The sequence below is a fragment of the Streptomyces sp. 4N509B genome (assembly GCF_052245655.1).
In the GTDB taxonomy this organism is placed as follows: Bacteria; Actinomycetota; Actinomycetes; order Streptomycetales; family Streptomycetaceae; genus Streptomyces.
Genome location: NZ_JBQQBZ010000002.1, coordinates 363,206 through 383,029, shown reverse-complemented (window position 1 = coordinate 383,029; position 19,824 = coordinate 363,206). Strand labels below are relative to the sequence as shown.

16 protein-coding genes are annotated in these 19,824 nt (G+C 73.2%); 5 read left to right on the top strand and 11 right to left on the bottom strand.

Annotated elements, in window-relative coordinates; genetic code table 11:
• Positions 1-25 precede the first annotated feature (25 nt).
• Genes pstC through pstB form a run of 3 tightly spaced genes read left to right on the top strand, consistent with a single transcriptional unit; the run spans position 26 to position 2,889 of the window.
• Positions 26-1,000, top strand: a complete 975-nt coding sequence (gene pstC, locus ACTWP5_RS03910) for a phosphate ABC transporter permease subunit PstC (RefSeq protein WP_443219257.1) — start codon at positions 26-28, stop codon at positions 998-1,000.
• Complete coding sequence (gene pstA, locus ACTWP5_RS03905; RefSeq protein ID WP_443219256.1) at positions 997-2,064, top strand: phosphate ABC transporter permease PstA; 1,068 nt, start codon at positions 997-999, stop codon at positions 2,062-2,064. The genes pstC and pstA overlap by 4 nt, the downstream gene beginning before the upstream one ends.
• A gap of 45 nt (positions 2,065-2,109) precedes the next feature.
• Complete coding sequence (pstB, locus tag ACTWP5_RS03900) at positions 2,110-2,889, top strand: phosphate ABC transporter ATP-binding protein PstB (protein ID WP_443219255.1); 780 nt, start codon at positions 2,110-2,112, stop codon at positions 2,887-2,889.
• 190 nt (positions 2,890-3,079) lie between these two features.
• Here pstB and ACTWP5_RS03895 read toward each other — a convergent pair whose 3' ends face one another.
• The 8 genes from ACTWP5_RS03895 to ACTWP5_RS03860 all read right to left on the bottom strand — a co-directional run bounded on the left by ACTWP5_RS03895 (position 3,080) and on the right by ACTWP5_RS03860 (position 12,106).
• Positions 3,080-6,424 carry a S8 family peptidase gene (locus ACTWP5_RS03895; RefSeq protein WP_443219254.1) on the bottom strand — a complete coding sequence of 1,115 codons (3,345 nt, stop codon included), beginning with the start codon at positions 6,422-6,424 and terminating at the stop codon, positions 3,080-3,082.
• 198 nt (positions 6,425-6,622) lie between these two features.
• Entirely contained in the window at positions 6,623-7,627 is a 1,005-nt protein-coding gene (locus ACTWP5_RS03890) for an inorganic phosphate transporter (protein WP_443219253.1), read from the bottom strand.
• Positions 7,628-7,832: 205 nt separating this feature from the next.
• Complete coding sequence (locus ACTWP5_RS03885; protein WP_443219252.1) at positions 7,833-8,453, bottom strand: DUF47 domain-containing protein; 621 nt, start codon at positions 8,451-8,453, stop codon at positions 7,833-7,835.
• A gap of 244 nt (positions 8,454-8,697) precedes the next feature.
• On the bottom strand, positions 8,698-9,045 hold the full coding sequence (locus tag ACTWP5_RS03880; protein WP_443219251.1) for a DUF2516 family protein: 348 nt from the start codon (positions 9,043-9,045) through the stop codon (positions 8,698-8,700).
• A gap of 86 nt (positions 9,046-9,131) precedes the next feature.
• The gene (locus ACTWP5_RS03875; RefSeq protein ID WP_443219250.1) at positions 9,132-9,656 is read right to left on the bottom strand and encodes a hypothetical protein; all 525 of its coding nucleotides are present in this window, start codon (positions 9,654-9,656) and stop codon (positions 9,132-9,134) included.
• Between the two features lie 5 nt (positions 9,657-9,661).
• A complete protein-coding gene (locus tag ACTWP5_RS03870) occupies positions 9,662-10,111 on the bottom strand; it encodes a helix-turn-helix domain-containing protein (protein WP_443219249.1) in 450 nt (149 codons plus the stop codon).
• 173 nt (positions 10,112-10,284) lie between these two features.
• Positions 10,285-11,427, bottom strand: coding sequence for a sensor histidine kinase (locus ACTWP5_RS03865; RefSeq protein ID WP_443219248.1), 1,143 nt, complete (start codon positions 11,425-11,427; stop codon positions 10,285-10,287).
• A 25-nt stretch (positions 11,428-11,452) separates the two neighbouring features.
• A complete protein-coding gene (locus ACTWP5_RS03860) occupies positions 11,453-12,106 on the bottom strand; it encodes a response regulator transcription factor (protein ID WP_443219344.1) in 654 nt (217 codons plus the stop codon).
• 154 nt (positions 12,107-12,260) lie between these two features.
• Between ACTWP5_RS03860 and ACTWP5_RS03855 the strand changes: the two genes are divergently transcribed.
• Positions 12,261-12,710 carry a hypothetical protein gene (locus ACTWP5_RS03855; protein ID WP_443219247.1) on the top strand — a complete coding sequence of 150 codons (450 nt, stop codon included), beginning with the start codon at positions 12,261-12,263 and terminating at the stop codon, positions 12,708-12,710.
• 397 nt (positions 12,711-13,107) lie between these two features.
• Here ACTWP5_RS03855 and ACTWP5_RS03850 read toward each other — a convergent pair whose 3' ends face one another.
• Both ACTWP5_RS03850 and ACTWP5_RS03845 read right to left on the bottom strand, forming a co-directional pair.
• Positions 13,108-14,823: an ABC transporter ATP-binding protein gene (locus ACTWP5_RS03850; RefSeq protein ID WP_443219246.1), complete on the bottom strand. Its 1,716-nt coding sequence runs from the start codon at positions 14,821-14,823 to the stop codon at positions 13,108-13,110.
• Positions 14,820-16,739, bottom strand: coding sequence for an ABC transporter ATP-binding protein (locus ACTWP5_RS03845; protein WP_443219245.1), 1,920 nt, complete (start codon positions 16,737-16,739; stop codon positions 14,820-14,822). The genes ACTWP5_RS03850 and ACTWP5_RS03845 overlap by 4 nt, the downstream gene beginning before the upstream one ends.
• Positions 16,740-16,758: 19 nt before the next feature.
• On the opposite strand from ACTWP5_RS03845, the gene ACTWP5_RS03840 reads away from it, so the two are divergent.
• Positions 16,759-17,355: a TetR/AcrR family transcriptional regulator gene (locus tag ACTWP5_RS03840; protein WP_443219244.1), complete on the top strand. Its 597-nt coding sequence runs from the start codon at positions 16,759-16,761 to the stop codon at positions 17,353-17,355.
• A gap of 30 nt (positions 17,356-17,385) precedes the next feature.
• Here the strand turns inward: ACTWP5_RS03840 and helR are convergent, their stop codons facing one another.
• Positions 17,386-19,569, bottom strand: coding sequence for an RNA polymerase recycling motor ATPase HelR (gene helR, locus ACTWP5_RS03835; protein WP_443219243.1), 2,184 nt, complete (start codon positions 19,567-19,569; stop codon positions 17,386-17,388).
• Positions 19,570-19,824 lie beyond the last annotated feature (255 nt).

Genomic DNA, 19,824 nt, shown 5'->3' with positions numbered 1-19,824 from the left:
CCGAGCTGAGAGCCGAGACCACGAAATGACGTCACCGAACGCAGGCAGCACACGGCCTCGCGACACCGGGCGCGACACCGGGCGGATGGGGGACCGCGTCTTCAGCGGGCTGTCGAAGGGCTCCGGCATCGCCCTGCTGGTGATCATGGCGGCCATCGCGGCGTTCCTCGCCATCCGCGCCGTCGTCGCGATCAACGCCAACGAGGGCAACTTCCTGACGACCTTCGCGTGGAACGCCAACGCCGACCCGCCCGTCTTCGGCATCGCGGTGCTGCTCTTCGGCACCGTCGTCAGCTCCGTCATCGCCATGGCGCTGGCCGTCCCCGTCGCCGTCGGCATCGCGCTGTTCATCTCCCACTACGCGCCGCGCCGCCTGGCCACCCCCATCGGGTACCTCGTGGACCTGCTGGCCGCCGTGCCCAGCATCATCTACGGCCTGTGGGGCGCGCTCTACCTGGTGCCCCGCATGACCGGGCTCTACGAGTGGCTCGACGACACCCTCGGCTGGACCGGCGTCTTCGCCTACGACGGCACCCCCGCCCGCTCCCTGATGACCGTCGGCGTCCTGCTGGCGATCATGATCCTGCCGATCATCACCAGCGTCACCCGCGAGGTCTTCCGCCAGGTCCCCACCATCCACCAGGAGGCGGCCATGGCCCTGGGCGCCACCCGCTGGGAGGTCATCAGGATGACGGTGCTGCCCTTCGGTCGCTCGGGCGTCATCAGCGCCTCCATGCTCGGCCTCGGCCGCGCGCTGGGCGAGACGATGGCCGTGGCCACGGTCCTCTCGCCGAGCTTCGACATCCACGCCAGCCTGCTGGAGTCCGGCGGCGGCACCTTCGCGCAGAACATCGCCAGCCAGTTCAAGGAGGCCGGGTCGATGGGCCGCGACGCGCTGATCGCCTCCGGCCTCGTCCTCTTCCTCCTGACCCTCGTCGTCAACGGCGCGGCCCGCCTGATCATCGCCCGCCGCAAGGAGTACTCGGGAGCCGCCGTATGAGCGTCACCTCGACCGAGAGCGTCGCGCCCGCCGCCCCGCCTCCCGTCACGCTCCGCCCGCCCCGCCTGCCGCGCTGGGCGATGGGCGCCCTCCTCGTCGGCTCCCTCGCCATCGGCACCGGCGTGGGCCTCGTCGCGGGCCTCGCCTCCCGCGCCCAGTGGGGGCTGATCGCCGCGATCGTGTTCGTCGTCGCCACCTTCGGCATCGCCGCTCGCGTCGAGGGCCGGCGCAGGGCCGTGGACCGGCTGGCCGCGCTGCTGGTGTGGGCCAGCTTCGTGGTGGCGGTGCTGCCGCTGGCCTCCCTGATCTGGGAGACCGTCGTGCGCGGCATCCCCGGCGTCAGCTGGTACTTCCTGACCCACTCGATGAACGGCGTCCTCAGCTGGCAGGACGGCGGCGGCATCTACCACGCCATGCTCGGCACCGCCCAGCAGGTGGCCCTCGCCAGCGTCATCGCGATCCCCCTCGGCCTGCTGACCGCCGTCTACCTCGTGGAGTACGGCAGCGGTGGGCGGCTGGCGAAGACCGTCACGTTCTTCGTGGACGTCATGACCGGCATCCCGTCCATCGTCGCCGGCCTGTTCGTCCTCAGTATGTGGATCATGATGCTCGATCTGGGGTACTCGGGCTTCGCCGGTGCCCTGGCGCTCGCGATCCTGATGATGCCGATCGTGGTTCGCTCCACCGAGGAGATGCTGAAGCTCGTCCCCGGTGAGCTGCGGGAGGCCTCCTACGCCCTCGGCGTGCCGAAGTGGCGGACCATCGTCAAGGTCGTGCTGCCCACGGCCATCGGCGGCATCACCACCGGCGTCGTGCTGGCCCTGGCCCGCATCGCGGGCGAGACGGCACCGATCATCCTGCTCGTCTTCGGCAACAACATGATCAACGACAACCCCTTCGAGGGCGCCCAGTCCTCCCTGCCGCTGTTCGTCTACGAGCAGTGGGCCTACGGCACGGAGTCGGCGTACGAGCGCGCCTGGGCCGCGGCACTGGTCCTGATCGCGTTCGTCATGCTCCTCAACCTGGCCGCGCGGGCCATCGCCCGCTGGAAGGCCCCCAAGTAAGGCCCCACGAAGGCCCCCACGCAAGGAATCCGGAGGCTTCACCCCATGGCCAAGCGCATCGACGTCACCGCGCTGAGCGCCTACTACGGCTCGCACAAGGCGATCGACGACATCTCCCTCCAGGTGGAGCCGCGGTCCGTGACCGCCTTCATCGGCCCCTCCGGGTGCGGCAAGTCCACCTTCCTGCGCACCCTCAACCGCATGCACGAGGTCACCCCCGGCGGCCGGGTCGACGGCAAGGTGATGCTGGACGACGAGGACCTCTACGGGCCCGGCGTCGACCCGGTGTCCGTGCGCCGCACCATCGGCATGGTCTTCCAGCGGCCCAACCCGTTCCCCACCATGTCGATCTACGACAACGTGGTGGCCGGCCTGCGGCTGAACGGTCGCCGGTACAAGAAGCCCGAGCTCGACGAGATCGTCGAGCGGAACCTGCGCGGCGCGAACCTGTGGAAGGAGGTCAAGGACCGCCTGAACCGCCCCGGCTCCGGCCTCTCCGGCGGCCAGCAGCAGCGGCTGTGCATCGCGCGGGCCACGGCCGTCGCGCCCGACGTGCTGCTGATGGACGAGCCGTGCTCGGCGCTCGACCCGATCTCGACGCTCGCGATCGAGGACCTCATCGCGCAGCTGAAGTCCGAGTACACGATCGTGATCGTCACCCACAACATGCAGCAGGCGGCCAGGGTCTCCGACCGCACCGCCTTCTTCAACCTCTCGGCGGTCGGCGAGCCCGGCCGCCTCATCGAGATGGACGAGACGGAGAAGATCTTCTCCAACCCGTCCCAGCGCGCCACCGAGGACTACATCTCGGGACGCTTCGGCTGAGCCCCGCGCCCGGCGCGCCCGGCGTGCCCGGATGGCCGGGCGGCCGAACCGGGCGGCCGAACCGGGCCGGGCCCGTGAGGACCCGGACCCGGCCCGGCCGGCGGGCCGGCAGACCGGCGGGGCCGGAAGGCCGTCAGACCGTCAGGCGGGAAGAGCCGCCGGGCCGGCCGTCACGCCGGTGCTCCGGCCGTCACGCCGTGCGGTAGGCGTCGACGATCGTCTGCGTCGTGACGTTCCCCTCGGGGTCGGTGACCTCCGCGCGGAAGGAGACCGAGCCGCCCGCCTCCGGGTTCTCCACCGTCAGCGCGCCGTCGACGACCTCGGCCGCCTCCCAGGTCCCGCCGCCGTCCGTGGAGACGGAGACGACCACCTGGCTGCCCTCGGCCGCGCCCGAGCCCTGCACGGTCACCGGGACGGAGACCGTCTCACCGGCCGGGCTGGTGCTGTCCAGCGCCAGCTCCGGGGTGAAGCGCACCGCGCTGGCCGGCAGGCTCGCCACCTCGCCGTCCGCCGGGCGGGCGGAGGTGAAGGTGTAGGAGGCGGTGACCTCGGTGCTGACGCTGGCCGCGATGCCGTCGCGGGTGAGGGTGGTCACCAGCTCGTAGTCGCCCTCCTCGGCCGGCAGCTCGAACTCCTCCCAGTCGATGACGTTGTCCCCGGTGGCCAGCTCCTCGCCGTCGCGGTAGAGCGTGGTGGACACCGTGGTGACGACGCTGTCGCCGTAGTGTCCGGCGCCGTCCGAGAGCGGGTTGACGTAGCCGTAGAGGGTGTCGCCCTCGCGGAACAGGCCGTCGAACTCGCCGATCCTCGGGCCGAAGACGCCGACGTTGAAGGTCTCCTCGTACGCCTGCCCCGGCTCGTAGGTCGTGTAGTCGGAGAAGTAGAACGCCTCGTCGATGCCCACGGCGGTGTCGACCTGCCACAGGTCCATGCCCCAGTCGCTCGGTCCGCCCTGGACGAGGATCTCCGTGGTGCGCGGCAGCGGCCGGTCGGTGCCGACCGCCATGCCCGACACCTCGGCGTAGACGTAGAGCGCGCCGAGGCGGTCGGGCAGCGAGGCGCCCTGGCCGACGGTGACACGGGCCAGGTCGGCCTCGGTGACGTGCTCGCTCAGGCCGGTGTAGAAGCTGCCGTCCCGGGCGTTGACCGTGTAGTACTCGCGGTCGCCGTTGACCCAGATGGTGCTGGCGGTGGAGCTCAGCTGCCAGCCGTCGCCCACCTCGCCGAGCTGGGCCGTGTGCAGGCCCTCGGGCAGCGCGCCGCCGAAGAAGACCGTGCCGAGGCCCGACTCCCCGTCCTCCGACAGCAGGTCGTAGGAGAGGCTGGCGTCGAAGCGCTCGGCCTCGGCGTCGTCGACGGTGACGTCGATCGGCTCGGCGTCGCGGGCGTCGAGGGTCAGGGCCGCGTCCTCGCCGACGGTCAGCCGGGGCTGGAAGAGCACGTCGGCGGAGAGGACGTTCTCGCCGGAGGCGTCGAAGCGGACGAAGGACGCGTCGAGGGTGTAGTCGCCGGCGGGGATCCGCACGGTCGCCTCGGGGTCGGCCGGCAGCTCGAACGTCTCGAACGTCGCGGGGTCGGTCAGGTAGCCGTACCACTCCCCGGCCGGGGCGCCCTCGCGGTCGATGGCCTCGACGTTCAGCTCGTAGCTCTCCACCTCACGCTCGACGCCGCCGACGGCGCGCACGGTCTGCCCGGCGTCGCCGGTCGCCACGACGTCGAGGCTGTAGTGGCCGTCGGGCGCCGGGACGGAGGTGTCGGCGGTGACCTCGACGGTGGCGCTGCCACCGGCCGGGACGGTCACCTGCTCCTGGGCCAGGGTGAACAGGCCGGCGGGCGCGGCCTCGCCGTCCGGGCCCGTGCCCTCGGCGGCCACGTCGAGCGTGACGTCCTCCTCGCCGAGGTTGCGGTACGTCAGCTCCCGGGTCACGGGTGTGTCGTCCTCGTGCGGCCACTCGGCCAGGCCGAAGTTCAGGCCGTTGGCCTCGGCGACGACGGTCTGGCCGAGGGCGGCGGGCACGTCGAGGCGGCCGGTGCCCTCCTGGAACGGGGTGAGGTCGCTCGGCAGGGCCGAGGACGTCAGCGCCGCCTTCAGGTCCTCACCCGTCCACTCGGGGTGCGCCTGCGCCAGCAGCGCCGCCGCGCCGGCCACGTGCGGCGCCGACATCGAGGTGCCGTCGATCGCGACGTAGCCGTCGGCCACCGGGGTGCCCTCCGCCTCGATGAGGCTGCCGGGGGAGGCCGCCGCGCCGATGGCGACGCCGGGCGCGGTGATGTCGGGCTTGACGGCGCCGTCGCGCAGGCGCGGCCCGGTGGAGGAGAACGGCGCGAGGACGTCGGACTTGTCGACGGCGCCGACGGTCAGGGCGGCGTCGGCGGTGCCGGGCGTGCCGATCGTCTCGTCGCCGAACTCGCCCTCGTTGCCCGCCGAGACGACGAAGAGGGAGTCGGACTCCGCCGAGAGGGTGTTGACGGCCTCCTCCATCGGGTCGAGCTCGGAGGAGGCGTAGTCGCCGAGGCTCATGTTGATGACGTCGGCCTCCTGCTCGACGGCCCACTCCATGCCGGCCAGGACCCAGGACGTCTCGCCGAAGCCGTCGTCGTCGAGGACCTTGCCGTTGAGGAGATCGGCGCCGGGCGCGACACCCGTGAAGGTGCCGTCGGAGTGGGCGCCGGTGCCCGCCGCGATCGACGCGACGTGGGTGCCGTGGCCGAACGCGTCGCCCGTGCCGTCGGTCGGCGTGAAGTTCTCGGCGGCGACGATCTTGTCGGAGACGTCCGCGTGGTCGGCGGTGATGCCGGTGTCCAGGACGGCGACGGTGGTGCCGGTGCCGTCGTAGCCGGCCTCCCACGCCTCGGGCGCGCCGACCTGCGGGACGCTCTCGGCGAGGGTGGTGCGCACGACGGCGTCGAGCACGATGGTGGCCACGCCGGGCGCGGCGGTCAGGGCGCTGGCACCGCGGGTGGGCGCGGTGAGCGCCTGCCAGGTGGCGGCGGCGTCGGCGGGGGCGACGTCCATCGCCTCGCCGTTGATCGACTCCAGGGTGGCGGTGACGTCGGGGGCGCCGGCCTCCTCCCCGGCGAAGAGCTCGGCACGGGCGTCACGCCCGTCCGCGCCCTCCTCGTAGGTCACGATGACGGGAACGGCGGTGGCGGTGTCGTACTGCTCGCGGCTCAGCTCGGTGACGTTGAACAGCCGACGGTCGACGACGCCGTCGGCGAGAAGCCGGCGGGCGTCCGCGGGGATGGCGTAGGTGGCGCCGTCCTGCTGGAGCACCTGGACCGGGATGTCCTCCCGGCCCTCCGCGCGCACTAAGCCGGTGACCTCGCCGGCCTCGTCGACGACGACGCGGTCACCGGTGATGAGCGTGATCTGACGCTGCCCGTCGGCCCGAGCCTCGGAGCGGGCGCCGGCTCCGGCGTCGCCCCGCGCGTCCTGCCCGGCGGCGGGCGCGGCCAGTCCCGCTGTCAGCGCCACGGCGGCCGCCGCGGTGGCGGCGACGGCTCCCGCCGTGCGCTTTCTGGGTATGTGAGTCATGCCTCTAGTCACGTGGACCGGGCGAAAAAGGCCGTTCGCGACTCGTGAGGATTCCGTGGCAGTTACACGGACAAGGTGCGAAGCCGCAGCTCGGAACGGGCCGCGCCCGGGCGCCCGACGGTCATCCCGCCGTCGCCGTCGCCGTCGTCCTCGTCCTCGTCCTCGTCCTCGTCCTCGCCGTCAGGGTCCCCGCCCCCGTCACCAGGGCACCACGGAGAGTGCGGCGTATCCCACGCCCGCGACGGCGGCCGAGGCCGGGACGGTGACGATCCAGCCGCCCACGACGGAACGCGCCACCCCCCACCGCACGGCCGTGAAACGTCTGGTCGCCCCGACGCCCACCACCGAGGACGCCACGACGTGCGTCGTCGAGACCGGCGCGGTGAAGACGAACGACGCGGCGTGGAGCACACCCGTGGCCGCCGACTCGGCGGCGAAACCGCGCGGCGGGTCGAGCGCGATGATCCGCCGCCCCAGCGTCCGCATCAGGCTCCAGCCGCCCACGTAGGTGCCCAGCGCGATCATCACCGCGCAGGAGATCCTGACCCACAGCGGCACGCCGGTCCCCGCGGCCTCGACGTCGGCGGCGACCAGCGCCATCACCACCACGGCCATGGCCTTCTGCGCGTCCTGGAGGCCGTGGCCGAGCGACATGGCGGCGGCCGAGGCGGTCTGCGCGATGCGGAAGCCGTGCTGGGCGCGGCGCGGGGCGGAGCGGCGGAAGATCCACAGGATGGCGAGCATCACGGCGTAGCCGAGGACGAGCGCGACCAGCGGCGCGATCACCATCGGCAGCACCAGCGCCGTCAGCACCCCGTGCCAGTGGACCGAGTCGGCCTGGTGGACGAGCGCGGCGCCGAGCAGACCGCCGAGGAGCGCGTGGGAGGAGGACGAGGGCAGCGCGAGCCGGGCCGCCGCCAGGGTCCAGGCGATCGCGGCGAGGAGCGCGGCGAGCAGGAGGGCCATCGCGTCGCCCCGGTCGGCGGGGGTCGCGACCAGGTCCTCGCTGACGGTCTCCGCCACGCTGGTGCCGAGGAGACCGCCGGCCAGGTTCATGAAGGCGGCCATCACCAGCGCCACGCGGGGGGTGAGGGCGCGGGTGGAGACGGAGGTGGAGACGGCGTGGGAGGAGTCGTGGAAGCCGTTGGAGTAGGCGAAGAACAGGGCCGTCGCCACGACGGCGATCAGGGCGAGGGTGTCCACGGCGTTCTCTGCGGGCTCTCTGTGGCGTCGCGGCTCAAGTGGCGCTGCGGCTTCGGACTCGGGCTCGGGGCGGGTGGGGACGGTCGGGGGTGGGCTCGCCGGCTCCGTCGCCGCGCTCGCGTGACTCTACGGCGTCCGCGCTCGTTCGACGAGCTCACCGCCCTCAGGCCCCCTCCGGACCTTCCTCGGTACTCCTCAGGACTCCTCAGGACTCCTTCACGACGATCGACTCCACGGTGTTCGCCACGTGCTCGAACGCGTCGGCCGCCTCCTCCAGCACGTCGACGACCTGTTTGAGCTTCATCACCTCGAGCGTGGGATAGGTGCCGTTGAAGAGGTGGGCCAGCAGGCGGCGGTGGATCTGGTCGGCCTGGTTCTCCAGGCGGTTGAGCTCGATCCAGTACTCGGTGAGGTTCTCCATGGTCCGCAGGTGCGGCATGGCCTCCGCCGTCAGCTCGGCGGCACGCCCGAGCACCTCGATCTGTTCGGCGACACCCTTCGGTAGCTCGTCGATCTCGTAGAGGACGACGAGGTCCACCGCCTCCTCCATGAAGTCCATGACGTCGTCGAGGCGGGAGGCGAGGCGGTAGATGTCCTCCCGGTCGAACGGTGTGACGAAGGTGGAGTTCAGCTGGTGGAAGATCGCGTGGGTCGCGTCGTCGCCCGCGTGTTCGGCGGCGCGCATGCGCTCGGCGATCTCCACGCGCGTAGCGGGGTCGGCGGCGAGGAACTCCATCAGGAGTTTCGAACCGGTCAGCAGGTTGTCGGCGGCCGCGGCGAACAGGTCGTAGAAGCTCGTCTCCTGGGGCGTCAGGCGGAAGCGCACTGGGGTTCCTCTGGCGTTCATCATGTGGGTCTCATGGCTGATGCTAAGCGCACAAACCAGCCACGGCTAACCCTCCGGGAGAGGCCGCGAGGTCACGATTTGGCAGGCACTGCCGCCACGGCCGGCGGTGGCGGGCGTCGGGCGAACGGATCAGGACACGGGCGGGTCCGGGGTGCGCGGCCGGACCGGCCGGCGCGCGGCGGGTGGGTGGGGGAGCCGGGTGGCGGGGAGTGGAGGGGGGCGGTCAGCGGTTGCCGTTGTACGGGCCGTACGGCCCGTCGCTGCTGCTCCGGCCGCCGCGACCACGCCCGCCGCCACCGCCGCTGACGGCGCGCACGGCGGGGCGGACGTCCACGAGGTAGACGATGGTGACGACCGCGCCGATCAGCTTCAGCAGCAGCATGCCGGGGACGAAGAGGTGGACCGCCACCGTCACGCCCAGGATGACGAGCCAGAACGGCTTCGTCTGCTTGTCGGCGGCCCGGAAGGCGTCCTCACGCTGGAGCGCGGCGTGCACCAGGGCGTAGACCGCGAGGACCATCAGGCCGATGAAGATGAGCCACACCAGAGTGAAGAAGTCGTCCAACAACATGCTGTGTACCGCCCTGTCCGATCGCTGACCGTCCCCCTCCACGCTACCGGCCCCGGGCGCGACCGCGTAGTGCGGCGAGAGTGGCGTTACGCCTCGGCGTCGGGCTTCGGCGCGGTGCGCTTCCGCGGCGAGGTGGTCCTGCGCGCCTTCGCCCCGGCGGCGGAGGAGCCCGCGGAGGTCCCCTTCCCCGGCTCGGTCACGGGCTCGGTCACGGGCTCGGTGACCGGCTCGGTGACCGGCTCCCGCTCGGCGTCGGCGCGCTCCACCGTGATCGTGGTCGCCGACCGCGCGCCGGCCCCGCCGGCCCGCTCGCCCCGCGCGGCGCCCTCGCCCTCGTCGGTCCCGTCGGTCCCGTCGGTCTCGCCGAGGCGGGAGGCGACCACGGTCTTGCCGCGCTCGGCGAGCCCGTCGTAGGTCTCCCTGGCCTTGACCGCGTACTCCAGCGCCAGGCCCACGCCCTGGAGGGCGAGGCTCTGCGCCTGCTCACGCAGCTTCGGCAGCTGCTCGGGCAGCTCGCGCAGCTTCTGCACGGCCAGGTCGGCCGTGCCGGCGGCGGCGTAGAGCGCGGTGGTGTTGGTGAGGTTCTTACGGAGCTCGTCTGCGATGGCCATGTGGATCACTGCCCTCCCGTTGTGGAGTCTGTCTGCTGTTCTGGCGGGGTCCGCCGCTGTTCCGACGCGGTCCGCCGGGCTTCGCGCCCGGCTTCGTACTCGGCCCGGAAGGAGCGGTAGATCTGGAGCAGCGCCTGCTTCTGGGGCTCCGACAGGCCGGGGTCGGCCAGCACCGCCTCCCGTACCCCCGCTGGCGGGGCGGCGACGTCCTCGTCGTCCTCGGCCCGCTCCTCGAGGATTCCGGCCTGCACGTACAGCGTCTCGGCCGAGATCCGCAGACCCTTGGCGATCTGCTGGAGGATCTCCGCGCTCGGCTTGCGCAGGCCGCGCTCGATCTGGCTCAGGTACGGGTTCGACACCCCGGCCGCGTCCGCGAGCTGCCGCAGCGACAGGCGGGCCTGCCGCCGCTGCTCCCGCAGAAACTCTCCGAGATTCCCCACACCGAGCGAAGCCATGACCCCAGCGTCCCTCGCCTTGCTAACTATTGCAAGCGGACGCTTGCTCCCGTGATGCACCCCACACGCGCGCGCCCTCCCCTGGCCGGCTCGCGACTGACCTGTCCCGCTCCTGCCGGCCGCCCCGCCCCCCATGGCTGTCCGTGCAGCGGCCGGCAGCGGCGAAGCGGGTGTCACCGGAGGGCCGCCACCGGGGAGGGAAAGGCGATCAGCAGGTCGAGGCCGCCGGTCGGCAGCGGGATCGCGGTGAGCTCGGCGTCATGCGCCTCGGCGATCGCGGCGACGATGGACAGGCCCACCCCCAGGCCGTCGCGCCCCGCGAGTCTGGTGGAGTCCAGCCGCTGGAACGGCTGGAAGATCGTGGCCACCCGGGCCCGGGGGATCAGCGGGCCGCTGTTACGCACCCGCAGCGCCGGCCGCGCGTCGGCCAGGCCGGTCCAGACCGTGACCCAGCCGCCCGGCACGTTGTGCCGTACGGCGTTGTCCACCACGTTCGCCACCAGCCGTTCCATCAGCGCCGGATCACCGGAGACCGGAGCCCGGGCCAGGTCGGCCGAAAGCCGTACCGCTGGCTCCGTGCACAGCGTGGCGGCTTGGGCGCATTCGCGTGCCAGTACGGCCAGATCGAGATCAGCACGCCGGTCGAGCCCTTGCTGCCCGCGAGCGAGCACCAGCAACGCCTCGATCAGCCTGCCCTGCCGCTGATTGCTGGCCAGAACGCGCCGACAGGCGGCCCGCAGATCGTCGGCGCCTGTCTCCGGGTCGGCCAGCGCGATCTCCAGCACGCTGCGCTCGAACGTGAGCGGCGTGCGCAGTTCGTGGGAGGCGTGGGCCACGAAACGGCGCTGGGCCTCGAACGCGTCCTCCAGACGAGTCAGCAGCCCGTCGAAGGTGTCGGCGAGATCCTTGATCTCGTCGGCTGGGCCACGCATGCCGAGCCGCCGGCGTAGATCCCGGGCCGAGATGGACCTCGCGGTGACCGCCAAGGTGCGCAGCGGCCGCAACGCCCGCCCGGCCATCAGCCAGCCGAGGCCGACCGAGACGATCGTCAGCAGCGCGAGTGCGATGCCGGAGGCCACCAGCAGCTGACGCAGATCCGTCTCGCGCTGCATGGCGAGCCGGTCGTCCAGCGGCACTTCGGGCCGGGTCGGCTCGGGGCCCCTCAGACCGGTGTCGGGCGGCGTCGGCGGCTCGACCTGGGCCCATGGCGGGGTGTGCGCCACCAGCAGATAGGTCACGGTCAACAGCAGCACCCCGGTGGCCAGGAAAAGGGCGCCGTACAGCAGCGTCAGCCGCAGCCGGATCGTCCAGCGCAAGCAGGGCCAGGGGCGCATGGTCGCCTCAGATCCGATAGCCGGCCTGGGCCACCGTCACGATGAGCGGCGGGTCGCCCAGCTTCCGGCGCAGCCTGCTGACGGTCACCTTGACCGTGTTGGTCAACGGGTCGGCGGCCTCGTCCCAGGCCCGTTCGAGCAGTTCCTCGGCTGAGACGACCCGGCCGCGCGCGGCCAGCAGCAGCTCGAGTACCGCGAACTCCTTGGGGCTGAGGTCGAGCCGCCGTCCCGCCCGCAGCACCACCCGCCGGCCGGGATCGAGCCCGAGTTCGCCATGGGTCAGTAGCGGCGGCAGCGCCGGCTGGCTACGCCGGGCCAGGGCCCGGATTCTGGCAACGAGTTCGGCGAACGCGAACGGCTTGGGCAGATAGTCGTCGGCGCCCCGGGACAGCCCGTCCACCCGGTCCTCGACGGTAGCGGCGGCCGTCAGCATCAGCACCCGAGCCGGGTCCTCCCGAGCGATCAGCGCCTGGCACACGGCGTCCCCCGGCAGCCCCGGCAGATCGCGGTCAAGCACGACCACCTCGTAGCGGTTGACCGCCCCGCGCTCCAGGGCGGCCGAACCGTCGTAGGCCACGTCGACTGCCAAGCCCTCCCGCCGCAGGCCGACAGCCAACGTGTCGGCCAGCTCGCGATGATCGTCCACCAGCAGGACCCGCATCATTCCACCGTCTTCCCGCCCGCACCGCCTCCTCGGCATTGTCCTGATCGAGCGGTTACAACGCGGTAAAGGCCGGCGTTCCCGCCTGGTAACCGGCGGACCGGTTGAGTCGTGGTGGCAGGTCGCCAAGCACCACCATCCGAAGGAGAACCCCATGCACGCTCGAATTCGGCGCATGCTGCTGCTCGCCGCCGCAGCATGTGCCACTGCCGTGACGACGCAGGTCGCCGGCGCCGCCGAGCCAGCTGCCGACCGGACGGACCAGGCAGCGGAGTTCACCGACTGCGTCCGTGACCACGGGGTGGCGGACTTCCCCGGCGTCACTGTCTCGGCCGACGGACAGATCCAGCTCGCCGACGGGGACTCCGGCGACGGTTTCAACGTTCTGGACCGCGACTACCGGGAGGCCGCCCAGGCATGCGCCGGCCTGCTGCCCGGCGACGCGGCGTTGCCTGGCCGGCCGGCGACGCCGGCCGCCAACCTCGCCGGGGACCAGGCCACGGCACCGACGGTGCCCGACACGCCGTTCACCTGCGAAGGCGACGACTGCCCCGCGGCGCCCGAGCTGCCCGCAGCGCCCGAGCCGCCTGTCGTGGAGAACTGAGGCGGCTCGCCCAGGGCGGGACACCACCGCACTGACCTGCGGCGAGCCCGACAAGGTTCAACCGGCTCAGGTTGAGTGAGACACACGGCCCGAGGCCGTCTCACTCAACCTGGACCACTGCTGGTCACAGGCATGTCCTGGGCAACCTTCACTGAGACGGGACAACGACGACCTGCGACTCTCTCCCCCAGGTCCCTTCGGGGTCCGGGCAGTGCCCCCGGCCGCGTCGTCGTCGACGCCCCGGGACGCCGCTCCCCGGTCCGCGGGGCCTGCCCGGCGGCGGCGCCCGTCGCGGGGGAGCCAGGCTCGGCGGCCCGCGCGGAGTCCGCGCGACGGCCCTCGGCGAGCGTCCCGGAGCGACGCGGGTGTCCGGGCTGCGAGAGGACCGTCGCGCGTGTCAGCCGTGTGCCGCCGGTGCCGCGGCCGCCTCCCAGAAGCGGGCGTACCGGCCGCCGTCCCGCAGCAGCTCCTCGTGGTCGCCGTCCTCCACGATCCGGCCGCCGTCCAGGAGGACCACGCGGTCGGCGCGCTGGACGCTCCACGGCCGGTGGGCCACGGTCACCACCGTCCGGCCCGCCATCAGGCGCTCGACGCCCTCGTGGACGGCCCTCTCGTTCAGCGGGTCCAGCGCGGAGGTCACCTCGTCCAGCAGCACGACGGGCGCGTTCTTCAGCAGCGCCCGCGCGATCGACACCCGCTGGCGCTCCCCGCCCGACAGCAGCGCGCCGCCCTCCCCGACGTGCGTCGCCCATCCACCGGGAAGCCGCTCCACCACCTCGTCCAGCCGCGCCGCGGTCGCCGCCGCCCGCACCTCGTCGTCGGTGGCGTCGGGGCGGCCGAGGCGCACGTTCTCCTCGATGGTGCCGTCGAAGAGGTAGACGTCCTGGAAGACGAAGGCGATCCGCTCCGTCAACACCTCGGTGGCGATGTCGCGCACGTCCGCCCCGCCCACGCGCACCGCGCCCGCGTCCACGTCGTAGAACCGGGCGAGCAGGTGCAGCAGCGTGCTCTTCCCCGCCCCCGACGGCCCGACGACGGCCAGCCGCTGTCCCTCGGGAACGGACAACGACAGGCCCTCGAACACCGTGCGCCCGCCGTGCCGGAAGGAGACGGCGTCGAACTCCAGGCCGTGGCCCGCCGGCTCGACCGGCGCACTCGCCTCCGGCAGCGGCTCGGCGCGCAGCACCCCGTCGAGCCGGGCCAGCTCGGCGCGCGCGCCGCGGAGCTTGCCCCCGACGTCCGACAGGGACAGCAGCGGGTCGGCGCAGCGCGCGGCGAGCACCAGGATGGCCAGGACCTCCGCGACGCCGACCGTCCCGGCGAGCGCGAGGTGGGCGCCCAGGACCAGCAGCAGGGTGAACGTCGCCTGCACCACCAGCGTCGAGCCCACCACGCCGGGCAGCGCGGCCAGTGTGGTGCGACGGGAGGCGCGCTGGAGCTCGCGCAGCGCGTCGTCGAGCAGCCCGAAGCGTTCGCTCGTCCGGCCGCCCGTGCGCAGCACCGGCTGGGCCTGGAGGTACTCGATGACCCGCCCGCTGGCCTCGTGGCCGCGCTCGTGACGCCGCGCGTCGGCGGCGGCCACCGACCGGCCCGCAAGGACGTGGACCGCCGCCACGACCGGCGCGGCGAGCAGCGCGGCCAGGCCGAGCTGCCAGTTGACGGCGAGCATCACGACGACGATGGTCAGCGGGGTGACGCTGGCGGAGACGAACGGCGCCAGCAGGTGCGCGATCACGCCCATCGCGTCGAGCACGCCCCGGCTGGCGGTGACGGACACCTCCCCGACGCGGGCGGCGCTGTACCAGCCGATGGGCAGCCGGGCCAGGTGCGTGCCGAGCCGGTGGTACATGCCGCGCAGCAGCGTGGTCCCGACGCGGAATCCCGACAGGTCGGCGGCGTAGCGCAGCGCCCCGTAGACCGCGACCGCGGCGCCGAAGGCAAGCAGCCACGGCCAGGCGTCGCCCGGCTCGCTCCCGAACAGCGCGCGCAGCACCGGCACCAGCAGCGCGTAGGACAGGCCCTCGACCACCGCGGTCGTCGTCATCAGGGCCACGGTGCGGCGCACGGGCCCGGCGTACTCGTGTCCCAGCACGCGCAGCAGCATGCGGATCATCGGATCTCGTCTCCTCGCGGCGTGGTGTCGGAAGGGCCGGGTCCCTCGGCCCGGTGCGTCCCGTCGGCGAGGGCCGACCGGTGTGAGCGCCAGAACGCGGCGAACGGTCCGTTGCGCGCCAGCAGCTCCGACGGCGCGCCGCGTTCGACGACCGCCCCGTCCTCCAGCATCACGACGGTGTCGGCGTCGACGACCGTCTCCAGCCGATGGGCGATGACCAGCACCGTCCGCCCGCCCGTCAGCAGCGTGCCGCGCACCGCCCGCTCCGTCAGCGGGTCGGCGAAGGCGGTCGCCTCGTCCAACACCAGGACGGGCGTGTCGGCGAGCAGCGCGCGGGCGATCGAGATCCGCTGCGCCTCGCCGCCCGACAGCCCGGTCTCCTCGCCGATGACCGTGTCGTATCCCCGGGGCAGTTCGAGGACGCGGTCGTGGAGGTGCGCCAGCCGGGCGGCGCGGACCACGTCCTCGTGCTCCGCGTGCGGCACGGCGACCGCGATGTTCTCCGCGACCGAGGCGCGCAGCAGCCGGACGTCCTGGAAGACGAAGGAGACCGTCCGGTACAGCTCCCGGGTGCCGAGCTCGCGCAGGTCGACACCGCCGAGGAGGACCGCGCCGTGGGTGGGGTCGAAGAAGCGCGGCAGGAGCTGGACGAGGGTGGACTTCCCGCTGCCGGAGGGGCCGACGACCGCCGTGACGGTGCCCGGTTCGAGCACCAGGTCGACGCCGCGCAGCACCTCGTGCCCGGCCTCGTAGCCGAAGCGGACGTCGCGCAGCTCCACCCGGTGGCCCCGGGATGCCAGCGGGCGCGCGGGCTGGGGCAGCGACGGCTGCGCCAGCACGTCCCTGATCCGGCCGAGCGCGCGCCGGGCGGCCTGCGCCTCGTCGAAGCCGTGGCCGAGCGCCGCCACCGGGGCGGTCAGGCCGAGCCCCAGCAGCAGGAACGGCAGCAGGTCGGCCGGGGCCATCGCGTCGTCCGTGATCCGCCACGCGCCGCCGACCAGGACGACCAGCAGCACGAACGGCGGCGACAGCGCCAGCTGCATGCCGGCGGCGACGCGGGAGAGGCCGCGCACCATCCGGTAGAAGACGTCGACGAAGTCGTCCACGGCCACGAGGAACCTGCGGTGGGCGCGCCCGGAGCCGCCGAACGCCTTGACCACCGCGATGCCCTGCACGAACTCGACGACGGAGCTGGCGATCCGCCCCATGGCCGCGTCGAAGTCCTTCTGTTCGCGCAGCCGGGTCGGGGTCATCATCAGCGGGACCAGCGCGACGGCCAGCACGATCGGCGCCAGGGTGACGAGGGTGAGCCGCCAGTCGACGGTGAGCAGGTAGGCCAGCGACACCGTGGGCACGACGAACGCGGCGACGAGCTCCCCGGGCGAGTGCGCGATGAAGGGGTGCACGGCGCTGACGTCGTCCCCCACGACCTTCGCCAGCTCGCCGGTCCTCCGCCGCGAGAACCAGCCGATCGGCACCCGCCCCAGCCGCGCGGCCAGCCGCCGGCGCAGCAGAAGCTGGAGACGGTCGTCCAGCAGGTGCCCGACGCCGGAGGAGGCGGCCGTGAACAGCAGCCGGACCAGCAGGCCGGCCGCGCCCCCGGCCACGACGAGCCAGACGTGGGAGCGGTCGACCGGGCCGGGCGCCAGCAGGGTGCGCCCGAGCTCGACGACCGCCAGCAGCGGCGCCAGGCCCGCGAGGGCGCCGATGGTCTGGAGGACCACGACGGCGGCGAAGCTCCAGGCGTACGGGCGCAGCAGGCGGCCCATGCGCTGGTCCGCGGCGGGGTCGGCGGCGGGCGGTCGTCGCCCGGGGATGGTGGTGCTCATGTCGTCCGCTCCTCGACCACGGCCTCTCGCCCCCAGTTTCGCTACTCGAGATTTCGATACCCAAAGTATCGATACTGAAAGTAGCATAACTCGCTATCCTGTGACCATGGCCCCAGCCAGCGACGCGTCCCCCAGGTCCCCCGGCCGCCCCCGCTCCAGCGTCGACGACGCCGTCTTCGCCGCCACGCTGAGCACCGTTCACGAGCTCGGGTACGCGCGCGCCACCGTCGACCGCATCGCCGCCGCCGCGGGCGTCGCGAAGACCACGATCTACCGGCGCTGGCCGTCCAAGGGCGCGCTCGTCACCGCCTGCCTCGTCGACGCCTTCGGCCCGCTGCCGCTGACGGGCGCCAGCCCGGAGGAGGACCTGGAGACGGCCGTCCGCTTCGGCGCCGCGCGGATCGCCGAGCCGGGGATCGGCGCCGCGTTCGCGGGCGTGTTCACCGACGCCGTCAACGACCCCGCCCTGCGCGAGATCCTGACCACCCAGTTGCAGGACCCGTACCGGCTCGCGCTCCAGGATGCGCTCGGGGAGCCGGAGGAGCGGGTCCTGTTCCTCGTCGACGTCGTCGTCGGCACCCTGCTCCACCGGATGGGCATCTCCGGCGCGCCGATGGTCGACGCGGACGTCGACGCCCTCGTCGAGATGGTCAGGAGCGTGCTCCGCCAGGGCGCGGGGACCTCGCGGCCCCCGCGCGGCTGACGGCACTCGACGGAGCGGGCGCGGCGCGGGTCAGGCGCTGGTGAGGACGACGAGCTGCCGCGTCGCCCGGGTCATCGCGACGTAGCGGTCGACCGCCCCCGCCACGCCCTCGCCGAACGCCGCCGGGTCGACGAGGACGACGAGGTCGAACTCCAGCCCCTTCGCCAGCTCCGGGCTCAGCGACCTGACGCGGGCGCTCCCCGCGAACGTGGCGTCGCCGATGACGCACGCGGTGCCCTCGGCGTGCGCGGCCAGCCAGCCGTCGAGGAACGCGTCCCGCTCCGAGACCGGGCCGTGGACCACGGGCACCTCGCCGCTGCGGACGGACGTCGGCACGTTGGCGTCGGGGAGCACCGCCCGGATGACCGGCTCCGCCTCCGCCATGACCTCCCGCGGCGTCCGGTAGTTGATGCCGAGGGAGGCCACCTCGACCCGGTCGAGGCCGACCCGCCCGAGCCGCTCGGACCACGACTCGGCGAAGCCGTGCCGCGCCTGGGCACGGTCCCCGACGATGGTGAAGCTCCGGGAGGGGCAGCGCAGCAGCAGCATCTGCCACTCCGCGTCGGTCAGCTCCTGGGCCTCGTCCACGACGACGTGCGCGAACGGCCCCGCGAGCGGTCCGCCCCCGACGTCCGGCGCCGCGGACTCGTCGACGAGGCTGTCCTGGAGGTCCTGGCCGAGCAGCATCGTCACCGCGCCCTCGCCGTCGTCGTCGGCCGCGAGCACGTCGGCGATGACGTCGGCCATGCGGGCGCGTTCGGCGGCGAGGGCGGCGTCGCGCCGACGCCCGCGCCGCGCCGCCTCCGGGTCGCCGAGCCGGTGCCGGGCGGCGTCCAGCAGCGGCAGGTCGGACACCGTCCACGCCCGCGGGTCCTCGCGTCGCAGCCTGCGCGCCTCCTCGGCGGTGAGCCAGGGGGCGCACATCCGCAGGTAGGCCGGCACCGACCAGAGGTCTCCGACGAGTTCGGCCGCCTCCAGCGTCGGCCACGCGCGGTGGAGGGCCGTCACCAGCTCCCTGTTGCGGCGCAGCGACCTCTCGAACAGCTCGGGCGGGACGTCCTCGTCGACCTCCTCGTCGAGCTTGTCCGTCAGGATCGAGACCAGCTCCCGCCAGATCTGCTCGCGCGCCTCGTTGTGCGGCGTGCCGGGCTCCGGTGCCTCGAAGGCCGCGGCCCAGTCGTCGGCCCCGAGCCACAGCTCGGACCACTCGGTCGAGACCGTCATCCCCTCGGTGGGCGGCTCCTCGTAGAGCCTGACGGCCGGCTCGATCGCCCTCACCATGGCGGCGGACGACTTCAGGCGCGCCACCTCCGGGTCCGCCTCGACCGTCGCCGTCGCCCCCTCGGCGACGAGGTCCCGCAGGGTGCAGGTCCGCACGCCGTCCTCGCCGAGGCTCGGCAGGACGTCGGCGACGTAGGCCAGGTAGGGCTGGTGCGGGCCGACGAACAGCACGCCGCCCCGCCGGTGACCGAGGCGCGGGTCGGCGTGGAGGAGGTAGGCGGAGCGGTGCAGGGCGACGACGGTCTTCCCTGTGCCCGGCCCGCCGTCGACGACGAGGGCGCCGCGGGAGCCCGCCCTGATGATGGCGTCCTGGTCGGCCTGGATGGTGGCGAGCACGTCCCGCATCCGGTCGGAGCGGCTGCCGCCGAGGCTGGCGACGAAGGCGGACTGGTCGTCGAGGGCCGCGTGCCCCTCCAGGCCCTCGGGGGTGAACACCTCGTCCCAGTAGTCGCTGATCCGTCCCCCTGACCAGCGGTAGCGGCGGCGGCTCGCGAGCCCCATCGGCTGGGCGTGGGTGGCCGCGAAGAACGGCTCGGCCGCGGGGGAGCGCCAGTCGAGCAGCAGCCGGCGCCCCGTGCTGTCGGTGAGGCCGAGGCGTCCGACGTAGGCGGGCTCGGCGGGCTCGGCGTCATCCGCGCCGACGATCCGTCCCAGGCACAGGTCCAGGCCGAAGCGGCGCAGGGTGCGCAGGCGGGCGGACAGCCGGTGGATCTCCGCGTCCCGGTCCATCGCCGCCCGGCCGAGGCCGCCGGGCGCCCTGCGGGCGGCGGCGAGCTGGTCGGACAGTTCGGCGATCGTCTGCTCCAGGGTCTTGGCGATGGCCGCGAAGTGCCGTTCGTCGGCGGCGATGAGACGCGGGTCGGCCTTGGCGGCGAGGTGATCGGGCAGGGCGAAGGCGCTGTCCGACGCCGTGGTGGTGGTCAGTGGGTGCACGTCAGTGGCTCCGATCCGGTCGTCACCGCGCGACCCATGGGTGACGAAGGCGCACGTACGTCGCTCGTCGCCCATGACCGCGGTTTCGGGTTTCGGCCAGCGATTGTGCGGCACGACCGGGGCCTTGCGGCAAGACCCCCCGTGTGCTATAGCTTGGGCATGGCAGGAGGCGGAGACGCCGACCTGCCCTTTTTTGTGCCCGCGTGCCCGCGTGCCGCGGCCCGCGTCATGACCTGCTCCGTGTCTGGCTTCGTG